17 protein-coding genes are annotated in these 11,675 nt (G+C 53.4%); 11 read left to right on the top strand and 6 right to left on the bottom strand.

Going from position 1 to position 11,675, the window contains the following annotated elements; translation table 11 throughout:
• From ACTH3S_RS15855 to ACTH3S_RS15845, 3 genes are all read left to right on the top strand, one after another.
• Positions 1-182, top strand: a 182-nt coding sequence (locus ACTH3S_RS15855; protein ID WP_441809979.1) for a hypothetical protein, incomplete at its 5' end; no start/stop codon positions are given.
• The gene (locus tag ACTH3S_RS15850) at positions 179-1,102 is read left to right on the top strand and encodes an alpha/beta fold hydrolase (protein ID WP_441809978.1); all 924 of its coding nucleotides are present in this window, start codon (positions 179-181) and stop codon (positions 1,100-1,102) included. The genes ACTH3S_RS15855 and ACTH3S_RS15850, both read left to right, overlap by 4 nt.
• Before the next feature lie 114 nt (positions 1,103-1,216).
• Positions 1,217-1,966 (top strand): FFLEELY motif protein, encoded by a 750-nt coding sequence (locus ACTH3S_RS15845; protein ID WP_441809977.1) that lies wholly within the window; start codon positions 1,217-1,219, stop codon positions 1,964-1,966.
• Positions 1,967-1,979: 13 nt separating this feature from the next.
• On the opposite strand, the gene ACTH3S_RS15840 is transcribed toward ACTH3S_RS15845, so the two are convergent.
• Positions 1,980-2,258 (bottom strand): polyhydroxyalkanoic acid system family protein, encoded by a 279-nt coding sequence (locus tag ACTH3S_RS15840; protein WP_441809976.1) that lies wholly within the window; start codon positions 2,256-2,258, stop codon positions 1,980-1,982.
• A 125-nt stretch (positions 2,259-2,383) separates the two neighbouring features.
• Here ACTH3S_RS15840 and ubiE point away from each other — a divergent pair, with 125 nt between their 5' ends.
• From ubiE to ubiB, 3 genes are read left to right on the top strand one after another with little or no spacing between them, the layout of a single operon-like run.
• Positions 2,384-3,166, top strand: a complete 783-nt coding sequence (gene ubiE, locus ACTH3S_RS15835; protein WP_441809975.1) for a bifunctional demethylmenaquinone methyltransferase/2-methoxy-6-polyprenyl-1,4-benzoquinol methylase UbiE — start codon at positions 2,384-2,386, stop codon at positions 3,164-3,166.
• The gene (locus tag ACTH3S_RS15830) at positions 3,166-3,807 is read left to right on the top strand and encodes a ubiquinone biosynthesis accessory factor UbiJ (protein ID WP_441809974.1); all 642 of its coding nucleotides are present in this window, start codon (positions 3,166-3,168) and stop codon (positions 3,805-3,807) included. The genes ubiE and ACTH3S_RS15830 overlap by 1 nt, the downstream gene beginning before the upstream one ends.
• Positions 3,804-5,447, top strand: a complete 1,644-nt coding sequence (gene ubiB, locus ACTH3S_RS15825; RefSeq protein WP_441809973.1) for a ubiquinone biosynthesis regulatory protein kinase UbiB — start codon at positions 3,804-3,806, stop codon at positions 5,445-5,447. Before ACTH3S_RS15830 ends, ubiB begins: the two co-directional genes overlap by 4 nt.
• Positions 5,448-5,584: 137 nt before the next feature.
• Here ubiB and ACTH3S_RS15820 read toward each other — a convergent pair whose 3' ends face one another.
• Positions 5,585-6,037 carry an META domain-containing protein gene (locus ACTH3S_RS15820; protein WP_441809972.1) on the bottom strand — a complete coding sequence of 151 codons (453 nt, stop codon included), beginning with the start codon at positions 6,035-6,037 and terminating at the stop codon, positions 5,585-5,587.
• Between the two features lie 100 nt (positions 6,038-6,137).
• On the opposite strand from ACTH3S_RS15820, the gene ACTH3S_RS15815 reads away from it, so the two are divergent.
• Together ACTH3S_RS15815 and ACTH3S_RS15810 are read left to right on the top strand one after the other, a co-directional pair.
• A complete protein-coding gene (locus ACTH3S_RS15815) occupies positions 6,138-6,560 on the top strand; it encodes a DUF1090 domain-containing protein (RefSeq protein WP_441809971.1) in 423 nt (140 codons plus the stop codon).
• Positions 6,561-6,665: 105 nt separating this feature from the next.
• Positions 6,666-7,691 (top strand): M23 family metallopeptidase, encoded by a 1,026-nt coding sequence (locus ACTH3S_RS15810; protein ID WP_441809970.1) that lies wholly within the window; start codon positions 6,666-6,668, stop codon positions 7,689-7,691.
• A gap of 14 nt (positions 7,692-7,705) precedes the next feature.
• On the opposite strand, the gene ACTH3S_RS15805 is transcribed toward ACTH3S_RS15810, so the two are convergent.
• The 3 genes from ACTH3S_RS15805 to ACTH3S_RS15795 are packed head-to-tail and all read right to left on the bottom strand — an operon-like array spanning position 7,706 to position 9,711.
• Positions 7,706-8,323, bottom strand: coding sequence for a TPM domain-containing protein (locus ACTH3S_RS15805; protein WP_441809969.1), 618 nt, complete (start codon positions 8,321-8,323; stop codon positions 7,706-7,708).
• A gap of 54 nt (positions 8,324-8,377) precedes the next feature.
• Complete coding sequence (locus tag ACTH3S_RS15800) at positions 8,378-9,154, bottom strand: TPM domain-containing protein (RefSeq protein ID WP_441809968.1); 777 nt, start codon at positions 9,152-9,154, stop codon at positions 8,378-8,380.
• Positions 9,154-9,711 (bottom strand): LemA family protein, encoded by a 558-nt coding sequence (locus ACTH3S_RS15795; protein ID WP_441809980.1) that lies wholly within the window; start codon positions 9,709-9,711, stop codon positions 9,154-9,156. Before ACTH3S_RS15795 ends, ACTH3S_RS15800 begins: the two co-directional genes overlap by 1 nt.
• A 193-nt stretch (positions 9,712-9,904) precedes the next feature.
• Here ACTH3S_RS15795 and ACTH3S_RS15790 point away from each other — a divergent pair, with 193 nt between their 5' ends.
• Positions 9,905-10,285, top strand: a complete 381-nt coding sequence (locus ACTH3S_RS15790) for a nuclear transport factor 2 family protein (RefSeq protein ID WP_441809967.1) — start codon at positions 9,905-9,907, stop codon at positions 10,283-10,285.
• Here the strand turns inward: ACTH3S_RS15790 and ACTH3S_RS15785 are convergent.
• The gene (locus ACTH3S_RS15785) at positions 10,271-10,795 is read right to left on the bottom strand and encodes a shikimate kinase (protein WP_441809966.1); all 525 of its coding nucleotides are present in this window, start codon (positions 10,793-10,795) and stop codon (positions 10,271-10,273) included. The genes ACTH3S_RS15790 and ACTH3S_RS15785 overlap by 15 nt on opposite strands.
• A 178-nt stretch (positions 10,796-10,973) precedes the next feature.
• Here ACTH3S_RS15785 and ACTH3S_RS15780 point away from each other — a divergent pair, with 178 nt between their 5' ends.
• On the top strand, positions 10,974-11,132 hold the full coding sequence (locus tag ACTH3S_RS15780; RefSeq protein WP_441809965.1) for a hypothetical protein: 159 nt from the start codon (positions 10,974-10,976) through the stop codon (positions 11,130-11,132).
• Between the two features lie 140 nt (positions 11,133-11,272).
• Positions 11,273-11,563: a hypothetical protein gene (locus ACTH3S_RS15775; RefSeq protein WP_441809964.1), complete on the top strand. Its 291-nt coding sequence runs from the start codon at positions 11,273-11,275 to the stop codon at positions 11,561-11,563.
• The last annotated feature ends 112 nt before the right edge of the window (positions 11,564-11,675 follow it).

The following is an 11,675-nucleotide window of genomic DNA, read 5'->3' as shown; positions in this document are numbered from 1 at the left end:
GTAATAGTTATTATGCGCTCCGAGTAGCTACCAATTGGCCGTGGCACGGCAACAACAACGTTACCGCCGCCAATAAAGATCGGAGCGAATGGGAGTACAACAAGGTTACCAGCGCAACCAAGGTCGAGAGACCAAACTCCAAAACAGGCTATATAGCCGTGCTGGGAGGAGATGCATTATGAAAGCAAGCCATATTCGCAAGCTGATCAAGCCAATCGACAGTGCCTACTCAGAGATGTTCTCTGGGCGAGTGTATCGCGTTGGTGAAGGGGCTGTTTCTGTCCGTAATCACAGTGGCGAGACAGAGCAAACCGTTATTGGCGTGCATGGCTTTCTGGAAAATCACTGCTACTTCACCCAGACCTACGACGCACCGACAACAGAACTGATTCTGCTTACCTGCAGCAATTACCATATCCCGGTTAACGGTGTAACACCGGAAACCGCCGAGTGGGAGCTGCCGATAAAGCATCCAGAAAGCACCATTGAGTATGATGCAGGCATCCTGACCCAAGCCTTGGAGAACCTGCCCAGCACACGCAATGTTAGGGTTCATGGTCACTCTCGAGGCGGAGCTGTAACGCTAGAAGCGGTCAGGCAGCGGCCAGATTTATTTGAAAACGTTGAGGTGGTTCTTGAAGCCCCAGCCTTGCCTCAGGGCAAAGTTCACCCGCTGGTCTCAGCACTTCTGGAGCCGGTTAGCCACGGCATGTGGCCTTGGCTGATTCGCTTGATTAACAGCGCGCCCTCATCTGCCTACGGACAAACCTTTTTCGGCAAAATGAACCCGCGCAAAAAGCAGCTGCTAAGCAAACTGTTTTACGCCACCCGCGATCACCTAACCATTGTTCGTAACATCGAGAACATCTTCGAGTGGATTGAACGCACCGACACCGACGTGTACCAACATATACGTCACGGCACCTTTTTGGTTCCGGCGGTGGATCGTCTGCTAGACCGCCAAGCCATGCTAGATAGCGCGCGCCAAAGCCCTACCACCATGCGCATTATCGAGACCCAGGCACCCAGTCATTTTGTAACCCTCGACAGCAAAGAATGGCTGCCAGACTTTAAGCCGCTTTCTGCCGCTGCCCAAGGCTAAAACCAAGCCACACAATTGAAGATATAATGCCCGGCCATTGCCCGGGCATACTGCGCCCTCGCCTTCCCTCCGGTAAACTGCAGATCTCTACACAGACCGACCGGAGCTGTCACCATGTACCGTGAGCGACTCGTTAACACGGATGTGCGCTCAGAAAGCGCCCGTCGCTTACAGCGACTGTTACTGGATTATCACGACTTTCGGCTTTATAAAGCCGGCCACCGGCTATTAAGCAGCACATTCACCGTTGCGAATTGGCAGGCAGAGCGCCTGAAATCGACCCACCAAGACCTATACCAGCACCCCGGTTACCACGCCGGCTTAGAATTCTTGCTGACCGATCTCTACGCCCCTGCCAGTATGACCCGGCGCGACGACAACATAGACCGAGTGTTCCCAAAAATGGTCAAGTGGCTACCTGATCACTTGCTGGAAACACTTGCCGGTTTGGTAGAGCTGAACCTGATTACCCAGCAGCTGGACCTTGAGTTGGTCGAACTGCTTGATCAGCGTGATATACCGGCCACGTTGATAACCGCAGAACACTACTGCGAGGTATACCGCGCCAGCCAGATGCTGGAACAACGTAGAAAGCAGGTGGTGCTGGTTGCCGATGTTGGGCAGCAGCTCGACCGGTACGTGCGAAACCGCACACTGGGGTGGTTACTTTCAATGAGCCGAACCCCGGCAGAAATGGCAGATCTCAGCGATCTGCACAACTTTCTTCACAGAGGCTACTCGGCGTTTCGGAAAATGGATAACGTGGACTTGTTGATCAACCGCCTGGTAACCCGGGAGCAACAGGTTATGGACAATATTCTCAGCGGCCACCCAGAGCCGTTTGTACTCCCGGGCGACCTTTAAAATACCTGAAGGGTCAGGCCTTTAGAACCTGATCCAACTGGTTGTGAATTTCACTCTCAATCTTTGATTTGAACGGCCGCAGCAACAGGCCCAGCTCCAGATGCACGTGCAGATCGTCATCGGTAATATTCAGCTGGCCCTTAACACCAGAGCGCTTGAACTTCAGGTGATCACCTTCCCACTGGTAATTAAGATCGAACTGGCTAGACAGATCCTGGGCAAGCGCTTCCGCCGCTTCGCGAGCATGGTCTTTATCAAGGGTATGGGCGCGATGTACATCAATTACGGACATGGATCAGCTTTCTCTTCAAAAGTTATCGGTTTTACAGTGTAAGGCGGTATTAAACGTCTCGCCACTCTTGTAGCAACCCTCTCAACCGTTAGAATACGGGTTCAGATTCTGACAGGACATGCCCCATGAGCGAGCAACAACCGCCGGCCAACTCCAACAATGGCCAGGACGACGTTACCCATTTCGGTTTCCGCGATGTGCCCAAAAGCCAGAAGGCCAGCCAGGTGGCTGACGTTTTCCACAGCGTAGCGAGCAAATACGATCTCATGAACGACCTGATGTCCATGGGCATTCACCGCCTGTGGAAGCGCTTCACCATTGAGCTTTCCGGTGTGCGCCCAGGCCATAAAGTGCTGGATATTGCCGGCGGAACCGGCGACTTGACCATGAAATTCTCTGATCTGGTGGGGCAGAATGGCCAAGTGGTTCTGGCTGACATTAATGCTTCTATGCTGAAGGTGGGCCGCAGCCGGCTGACCGATCGCGGTTATGCCGGTAACATTGAGTACGTGCAAGCCGATGCCGAGCACCTGCCCTTCCCGGAGAACAACTTTAACGCCGTTTCCATTGCCTTTGGCCTACGTAACGTGACGGACAAAGACCAAGCCCTTCGGGACATGGCCCGCGTACTGAAGCCCGGCGGCAAGCTGATGATTCTGGAATTTTCCAAGCCCTCCAACCCACTGCTCAGCAAGGCCTACGACACCTACTCGTTTACCGCCCTGCCACTGATGGGCCAGCTCATCGCCGGCGATAGCGAAAGCTACAAGTACCTGGCTGAATCCATCCGCATGCACCCAGACCAGGACACCCTCAAAGGCATGATGGAAAACGCAGGCCTGGTGAACTGCAAGTACTACAACATGACTGGCGGAGTTGTCGCCCTGCACGTGGGAATCAAACCCTGATGTTTCCCGGCCCAACCCTGCTTGCAGCAATAACGGCTATTATCGAGCGGGCACTGAACCACGCGCTTGAATTGGACCCCGCCGGCCAGAAAGCGCTACTCGACGCACTTGAAGGGCCAGTACAGTTCCGCATCACCAACCCGGTTTCTCTTACCTGCTCCTTGCACAAAGCCGGCAACCGGGTGCAGGTGCGCAGCCAGCCTGCGGATGACCCGGCGTTGGAGATCAGCGGCAAGCCCCTGGCTTTCGCGGCACTGGCCACAGGCGACAACCACGTGTTCACCGATAACCGCCTCGCAGTAACGGGGGATACCAACCTGGCACACCAGTTTCAACGGGCTCTGGATCAGCTCAATCCAGATTGGGAGGCTGCCATGGCAAGGCACATAGGCGATGTGCCCGCCCACTTTCTCGGCAAGCGTATTCGTAACTCAGTGAGCTGGAGTCGCCAGGCTTTCAGCAGCCTGAACGCCAACATTGAAGAGTACGTGCACGAAGAAAGCCGCGCCCTGCCTGGCCGTCGGGAGCTGGAAGCCACATTTGAAGATATCGACGCCCTCAGCCTGCGCACCGAACGCCTGGAAGCCCGTGTGAACCAGATTGAGAGCCGTGGCACTACTGACAAACCGGAGACTCTGTGACCCGCCTGCAACGCCTGATCCGAATTTCCTGGGTATTTTGCCGCTACCGGCTGGACACGTTTCTGCCGCTGGCGGAGCTGCCCGGGCCACTGAAAGTGTTTTTCCTGCTGGCACCCTGGCACCTCTTCCCACAGCCAAAACTCAGCCGTGGTGATCGCCTGCGCCTGGCCTTGGAAGAACTGGGCCCGGTGTTCGTCAAATTTGGCCAGATTCTGTCCACTCGCCGTGACCTTCTGCCGGACGACATGGCGGAATCGCTGAAAGACCTGCAGGATCGGGTGCCACCCTTCCCTAGCGACGTTGCCCGCAAGATTATCGAAACCTCCCTTGGTGCGCCGGTCTCCGAGCTTTTTAAGGAGTTCGGAGCAGATCCCATGGCCTCTGCCTCTGTGGCACAGGTTCATGCCGCTACGCTGCTCAACGGCCAGGACGTGGTGGTAAAGGTGCTGCGCCCCGGTATCGACAAGGTTATCCGCCAAGATCTTGCCCTGATGTACCTGATGGCCAACCTGCTTGAAAAGTATTGGACCGAAGGCAAGCGACTACACCCGGTGGAGGTGGTCGAAGACTATGACGCCACCATTCACGACGAGCTGGACTTGCAGCGCGAAGCCGCCAATGCGAGCCAGTTGCGCCGTAACTTTGAAGGCTCCTCGCTAATCTATATTCCCTTTATCAACTGGGACTACACCCGAAAATCCGTAATGGTGATGGAGCGTATATACGGCATTCCCATTGCGGATATTCCTGCGCTGGAAGCAGCCGGCGTGAACCTGAAGGTGCTCGCGGAAAAGGGCGTAGAGATATTCTTTACTCAAGTATTCCGGGACAGCTTTTTTCACGCCGACATGCACCCAGGCAATATCTTTGTCGACGCGTCCAACCCAGCTGATCCGAAATACATCGCCATTGATTTCGGCATTGTTGGCACCCTGGCGCCGGATGATCAAAGCTACCTGGCCCGTAACCTTCTGGCCTTCTTCCGCCGGGACTACCGACAAGTGGCGCAACTCCATATCCAATCCGGCTGGGTTCCACCGGATACCCGAGTGAACGAGTTTGAAGCAGCCATCCGCACCGTATGCGAGCCGATTTTCGAAAAGCCTCTTAAGGATATTTCTTTCGGCCACTTTCTGCTGCGCCTGTTCCAGACCGCTCGCCGGTTCAATATGGAAGTACAGCCGCAACTGGTACTGCTTCAAAAAACCCTGCTAAACGTAGAAGGCCTAGGCCGTCAGCTTTATCCGGAGCTCGACCTTTGGAGCACCGCCCAGCCCTTTCTGGAAAGCTGGATGCGAAAGCGTATCGGGCCATCTGGTTTGATCAAATCCCTGCAAACCCACCTACCCGCATGGCTTGAGCAATCGCCCGAAATGCCGCAACTGGTTCACGATGCTCTGTTACAACTACGCAGCGCCGGCCCCACTGAGAAGCAAAATCAAGACACACTGGCACTTCTAAAAGAGCAGCAACGCAGAACAGATCGGCGTTGGAGGCGGGGAATTACAGCCGCAGCACTGATTGCCGCAGCCATCGCAGGAACCCTGCCAGAAGCCCGTGAATGGGCCGAGAATGCCCCATTGTGGACTTGGGCGCTGCTAGCGGGTGCGGGTGCCTTGGTTGTGCGTGGCAGTCACTGAGATACCCGCTGATGCTGCAGTGTTTTCTGGGTTCAACTCCCAACCGAGACCTGAAGGCGCTGCACTATCCGGCTAAGGGCTGCCGATAAAAAACGCCTTCAGGTTGGGAGGCTGTAGCTCAAGCGTCTCTATCGGAGCTACGGCTTGGACGACGACTGGAAAGCGCGAATAGTCTCGCCCTCGGGGGTGCTCAACAGCAATTCGCCATGATCGCCAAAGCGCGCTTGGTTCACATTCATCAAAAGCTTCAAAAAAGACTCTTCCTGATTCATTAGTGCCGGTGCACAGGCTCTGCGGGTAGATGCCATATTATCGCCAACGGTAAATTTGGATCCCTCAAGCTGGTATTCGCCATTGTAATTATTGCAGGACGAGCTGCCCCCTACACGATTGCCTTCCATGAACACAATGCTGACATGCGAGCTGTCGATAATGCCTTTGCCGCCTATATCCTCCACAACCCACTTGTCGCCACCTATCAGTTTTTCCGTTGTCACATCGTTATCGGTGGCCCATGGTGTATTAGCGCAAGCGCTTAAAAACATCGCGGAGCTGGCCGCACCAATGGCTAAAAGTTTATTTAATTTCATTCGATTACCCTATCGTTGGATGAACTTGATGGCATCATAATATCGCCCCAGCCACACTTATGCTGGATTCTTGCCAAACCGTCATGCTCGGAGAAGGATTATGCTCAAAACACCCACTCAATTTTCAGTAACAACAACCATCTTCGCTGGATTTCTATTCCTTTTAGCACCCGTTTCAGCTTTGGCATCCTCAGATTGTGGCAACTTAAAAGGCTGTGAACGGAAATTCTGTGAGATAGAAACGCAACTTAATACCGCTCAAGAAAAAGGTAACAAACATGAAGTAGGTGGGTTACAAAGAGCATTGGAAGGAGCCAGAGAGCATTGTACTGATGAAAGCCTTAAAGAAGAGTTAGCCGAAGACATAGAGGAAGCCAAGGAAGACATTATAGAGTATAAGGCCGACCTCAAAGAGGCAGAGGAAGACGGAAAAGCAGATAAAGTTCGCAAGTACCAAGGAAAAATTGAAGAAGAGAACAGCAAGATAAAACGTTTGGAAAATGAGCTATCTCATTTTGATTAAGCGTAGCCAGCAATAATCAGGCGGCTTTTAACCAGTTGCGACGCCACCCTGTGTTCGCTGCGTGAGAAAATCGTCTGTTCGTATCTGAAATCGGTGAGTGTTGGTATGAGTGACCCACTCAAAGCGCCCGACAACCCTGTGAAGCCCGGGCAGCGTGTCATTCGACCCTGGCTACTCTTTGGCCTGTTGGTTCTGCTCATCATTCTTCTTATTGTACGTGATGACCTGCGACAGAACGCAGCTGAAAGCAGCGAAAACGCAGTACATTACCTCGCATTCGATATATTGGGCTGGTCACCGAGGGATCTCTTTGTCTGGCGTTTGCGCTTGGCAGGACTGCTGGAAAGCCCTTTGGGGCAGCAATGGGTCGGCGCAGTTGCGCGGGCAAGTGAGCAACCTTTACGAGTTGGTGATCAGTACCGCACCTCTGAAGCCTTTAAAGATGATCAGGTTGAGGCACATGTCTATGAGCTAGCACTTGAGCGGGGAGAAAAGCTGGTATGGCAACTCTCCCGTTTGGATACCTCCGGCAGTCGGCTTTACGCCAGCTTGGAGCGTCACGAAAGTGACGGGCAAGGCCGGTCAACCGTCGAAAGACTGAACGCAGATGGTGTAATCAAGAGCTGGGTTGCGCCCCAACCCGGCACCTACCGCATTGTGCTTCAACCGGAGTTATTCGCCAGGGTGGAGTATTCGCTAGCTATCGCCTATGGCGGCTCATTGCCGTTCCCCGTAGAGGCCGCATCGCAGCGCAATATAGGCAGCAGCTTCGGCGCATCCCGCGATGGCGGCGCCCGAGAACATCACGGCGTGGATATCTTTGCAAAAAGGGGAACACCGGTTAGAGCGGTCATTGATGGCCGTGTTCGAACGGGCACAGGTGGCATTGGCGGCAACCACGTGTGGCTATCGGGCGGCATGCTGGGAATCGGCAGTGCGCGCTACTACTATGCCCACCTGGATTCATTCGCGATTGAAACCGGCGATGCCGTTACAAAAGGCGAGATACTCGGATATGTAGGCAACACCGGCAACGCCATAACCACACCACCCCATCTTCACTTCGGGATTTACTCCGGCGGCCCGGTTGACCCGGCACCGTTTCTGAAACCGGAGCCGGTACTGCCTTAAGGAAGATCCGACCTTTAAGGCAGTATCACCAGATGATTTGGCAATTCATTCTTCTGGCGAGTGGCCGGCACCTGGGCTTTCAGATGCTCGCCACAGGCTTCAATGCAGGTGATAAAGCCCTTTAATGTTTCGCCCTGCCTCACCTGTTCGGTGAACGTCGCAATGATGGTTTCCCAAGCGTCATTGTCTACTTGGCTGGAAATGCCTTGATCCACCAATATCTCGACGTAGCGCTCGGCTTCAGACACGAAAATCAGCATGCCCGTAGCGCCTGCTGTGTGGTGCAGGTTCTGCTCCAAAAACTGGCGCCGGGCCAGGTTAGAAGCACGCCAGTAGCGCACGGAGCGAGGGATCAGCCGCCTATTGATGCCAGGTACCCGGAACACCAGGCTGAGCACGATAAACACGCCCCACTGGCCAAGCAGTAACATGTCTGCGACCAGCCAGCCTGTAAAGTAATTGACGATGCCGGGCACCAACAACGCAATGAGCCCAGCCCAGAGTAGAGGAATATAGGCGTAATTATCAGCCTGGGCCGTCAGCACGGTCACAACTTCAGCGTCTGTTTCCCGCTCAACTGCACTGATGGCAGCTGCAACCTGTTCCTGTTCTTGCTTGTTTAATAATGTCATGGGGTATCGCTTTTAAATGGATTGAAGGCCGTTCTGGCAGTGAATGTCATGTTGCTACCAGCCACCGGAAGCACCTCCACCGCCGAAGCCTCCGCCCCCGCCGCCAAAGCCACCACCACCGAATCCGCCGCCACCACGGCCGCCCATGCTGGCGCCAAGCAAAGCACCACCGAGTAGAGCTGCTGCGCCGCCGCGTCCGCCACGACCTCGGCCACCACCAATAAAGTAAATCACGCCCATTATGATCATGAAGAACAGCGACACCAGGCGAACATTCGGCTTTTCCTGGTCACTGCCAACGGGCCGGCTCGGTACAGCCAAGGGTTCGCCCCCAAGTACTTTCACCATGGCGGCTGCACCGTTGAGAACACCTTGTTCAAACTGGCCCTGCTTGAACGCAGGGGTCATAATCTGGTTTATAATCGTGGCTGAAGCCGCATCGGTAAGACGCCCCTCTAGGCCATAGCCCACTTCAATCCGAATCTTTCGTTCTTTCTGGGCAACGATGAGCAAGGCGCCATTGTCCTCGCCTTTTTGACCAATACCCCAATGTCGGCCCAACTGGTAGCCATAGTCTTCTATGGCGTAGCCCTGCAGATCAGGCAGGGTAACCACCACAACCTGTTCCGTGGTTCCCTGTTCGTGGGCCTGGAGCATCTGGGTGATCTTGGATTCGGTGGTTGGGCTCAAAATCTCAGCATTGTCCACCACGCGACCACTCAGTTCCGGGAAGTCGGGGGTGGATTGGGCCAGCGCTGCCGCCGGCAACACGATCAGAGCAAGAAGCGCCGCAACGGGGTAGCATGAAAAGTAGCGCAAAGAAAACGGCATTAAAACTCCACCTTGGGCGCTTCATCGGCGTTTTCTGCGGTAGCTTCGAAGTTTTCACGCCGTTCCATATCGCTGTAGAGAATGCTGTGCCAGATTTTGCCAGGGAACGTGCGAATCTCAGTGTTGTAGCGCTCTACCGACTGAATAAAATCGCGTCGAGCCACGGCTATCCGGTTTTCTGTTCCTTCGAGCTGCGATTGCAGTGCGAGGAAGTTCTGGTTGGATTTCAAATCTGGGTAACGTTCGGAAACAGCCATCAATCGGCTCAACGCACTGCTAAGCTCGCCCTGTGCTTGTTGAAATTGCTGAAGCTTCTCAGGGTTGTTAAGAATGCTTTCATCAACTTGAATAGAGGTTGCCTTGGAACGAGCCTCGATAACGGCCGTTAGGGTCTCTTTCTCTTGGGTAGCAAAGCCTTTGACTGTTTCCACAAGGTTGGGTACCAGATCTGCGCGGCGCTGATACTGATTTTCAACTTGCGACCAGGCAGACTTAACCTTTTCGTCGTAGGTTGGAATGTTGTTAATGCCACAGCCAGTCAACAAAAACGCCAGCATGAGCAGCGCCGTCAGTTGTCGCACCGATCGCAGGCGTGTATAGAAGGGGGTATACCTTGGCAGTGATTGCATAGTGTCCGGATTCCCTGAAAAATGGATGCAGCACTTGAGCTAAAGGCCGCGAATGTGTGAGAGGATCGCACATTCAGCTAGGCATTCAAATCACCCCCATACTAGGAAGTGGAGTCTATTCATGCAGCCAAAAGATATCGTGGCGCAGTTCATCGCTGATAGCCATGCTCAACGTTTTGATGAGGCAAGGTCCTTGCTGGTTGCCGAGGGCTTTGAATATGTGGGGCCGAATATGCGCTTCCTCAACCCAGATGACATGATGTCCTACCAATTCGGTATGGCTGCCATCCAGAAAGACCTGATTCTCCGTCAGCTCAGTGCCGAGGGAGAACATGTGTTCGCAGTCCTGGACTACCAAACCAACTTTGAACCGATTGGAGATGTTCGGCTTGCCGTGTGGTTTCGTGTGCGGGACAACAAAATCCAAACGGTTGAAGCCTTCTACAATGCAGCGGTGGTTGAAAACATGCTGGGGGGAAACCTTCCTTCAGCCAAGAAATAAACTCTTAGCGGCCTCTCTACGAATCTCTTCACACACCTGATCCTGGGTTTTGTGCTCGCCGTGAACAACTAGATCTGCGTAGCGGGTGTAAAGCATACGCCGCTCGGCAAACAGCTCTTCCAGTGTTTGCTCTGGGCGTTTGGAAATGCCTCTCAGGCTGAAGTCACCAATGCGCTGGCGCACCGTTGCCAGGGAAATATCCAAAAACACAACCACACTGTTACGTTTGAGGTGCCGCATGGCGCGTTCGCTGTATACCGCACTTCCGCCAGTCGAAATAACGTGGCCCGTGACATTCAGGCTGCACAGCACTTGTTCCTCCACATGGCGCAAAGCCTCGTAGCCGTCACTATCAACAATGCTCTGCAAGCTTGCGCCCGCGTACGCTTGAATCAACAAGTCCGTATCCACAAACGCTAGCGCGGCGGCCTTGGCCAGCAACACGCCTACGGTGCTCTTGCCAGAGCCCGGCATACCTATTAACACAACATTTTTAAGCGGTGACGGCATAGTATGTACGCTACCTACTCAGGCTATTAAGTGATTCAACAACGTACACCAAAATAGCAGAAGAGTCTGGGTCAAGATTTGCCCGTATTGACCTTCGTACAATAAAGCGTACCTTTGTAATGAGATAAAATCGCTAAAACTGCGCCATGACAGGAATTATTGCAACCGAGAGGAAATAATGAGCAAGACATCTGCGAAAGATTCTGTAACGACTGCTTCGATTGAGGAACAAACTGCGGCTTTTTTAAAGGCTGGCGGGTCGATTGAATATGTGGTCAAAGGCACAAGCGGGCAAATTCTGCCTTCGGGCTCGAAGCCGGCTAGCCCGAAAAAATAAGGGATGTAGTTATAGCTTTATATAACTCAGAAAAAAGCCATCAGAACATCGATGGCTTTTTTATTCCTTTTCACGGCCTTCCCCCTCACTCATGATATCTTCATCGTAAACTCCTGATCTCAAGCCACCAGGCTCCGACTATGAACATTGATAAAGCCAAAAAACGGATCGCAAAGCAGGTGAAAAAAGGCTTCAACGGCTACCCGGAAATTTCTTTGGAGTACTTCGGGGAAACGGCTGACTCTGCAACGAAAATCGTTATTTCATTCATTTCGGAAGAGAACTCGGAGCCGCAGGAGCAAACGTTTTTGAGTGAACATGACGCCCGAGAAGACGAAACTATTCAATCGACGCTGGTGAAAGTCATTGAGCGATCAGACGCCAAAACCGTGGTTGAGATCGAGGGTGTTTCCATACTGCCATGCGACTAATTATTTTGTTAATAGCTTTGATGATTGTCGGTCTTCTTGTTACCAACAACATCAGCAAGAAAGCTCAGCCCACCTCTGAGAACCCTACGAAGCTAACTGGTAGCGGTGCCCC

Source organism: Marinobacter sp., from assembly GCF_052094685.1.
Classification (GTDB): domain Bacteria; phylum Pseudomonadota; class Gammaproteobacteria; order Pseudomonadales; family Oleiphilaceae; genus Marinobacter.
The sequence above is the reverse complement of the archived record's forward strand: the minus strand, read 5'-3'. Positions and strand labels throughout refer to the sequence as shown.

Coding starts and splice junctions, on each gene's coding strand:
- ACTH3S_RS15850 (WP_441809978.1), top strand. CDS start 179: ATGAAAGCAAGCCATATTCGCAAGCTGATCAAGCCAATCGACAGTGCC.
- ACTH3S_RS15845 (WP_441809977.1), top strand. CDS start 1,217: ATGTACCGTGAGCGACTCGTTAACACGGATGTGCGCTCAGAAAGCGCC.
- ACTH3S_RS15840 (WP_441809976.1), bottom strand. CDS start 2,258: ATGTCCGTAATTGATGTACATCGCGCCCATACCCTTGATAAAGACCAT.
- ubiE (WP_441809975.1), top strand. CDS start 2,384: ATGAGCGAGCAACAACCGCCGGCCAACTCCAACAATGGCCAGGACGAC.
- ACTH3S_RS15830 (WP_441809974.1), top strand. CDS start 3,166: ATGTTTCCCGGCCCAACCCTGCTTGCAGCAATAACGGCTATTATCGAG.
- ACTH3S_RS15820 (WP_441809972.1), bottom strand. CDS start 6,037: ATGAAATTAAATAAACTTTTAGCCATTGGTGCGGCCAGCTCCGCGATG.
- ACTH3S_RS15815 (WP_441809971.1), top strand. CDS start 6,138: ATGCTCAAAACACCCACTCAATTTTCAGTAACAACAACCATCTTCGCT.
- ACTH3S_RS15810 (WP_441809970.1), top strand. CDS start 6,666: ATGAGTGACCCACTCAAAGCGCCCGACAACCCTGTGAAGCCCGGGCAG.
- ACTH3S_RS15805 (WP_441809969.1), bottom strand. CDS start 8,323: ATGACATTATTAAACAAGCAAGAACAGGAACAGGTTGCAGCTGCCATC.
- ACTH3S_RS15800 (WP_441809968.1), bottom strand. CDS start 9,154: ATGCCGTTTTCTTTGCGCTACTTTTCATGCTACCCCGTTGCGGCGCTT.
- ACTH3S_RS15795 (WP_441809980.1), bottom strand. CDS start 9,711: ATGCTGGCGTTTTTGTTGACTGGCTGTGGCATTAACAACATTCCAACC.
- ACTH3S_RS15790 (WP_441809967.1), top strand. CDS start 9,905: ATGCAGCCAAAAGATATCGTGGCGCAGTTCATCGCTGATAGCCATGCT.
- ACTH3S_RS15785 (WP_441809966.1), bottom strand. CDS start 10,795: ATGCCGTCACCGCTTAAAAATGTTGTGTTAATAGGTATGCCGGGCTCT.
- ACTH3S_RS15780 (WP_441809965.1), top strand. CDS start 10,974: ATGAGCAAGACATCTGCGAAAGATTCTGTAACGACTGCTTCGATTGAG.
- ACTH3S_RS15775 (WP_441809964.1), top strand. CDS start 11,273: ATGAACATTGATAAAGCCAAAAAACGGATCGCAAAGCAGGTGAAAAAA.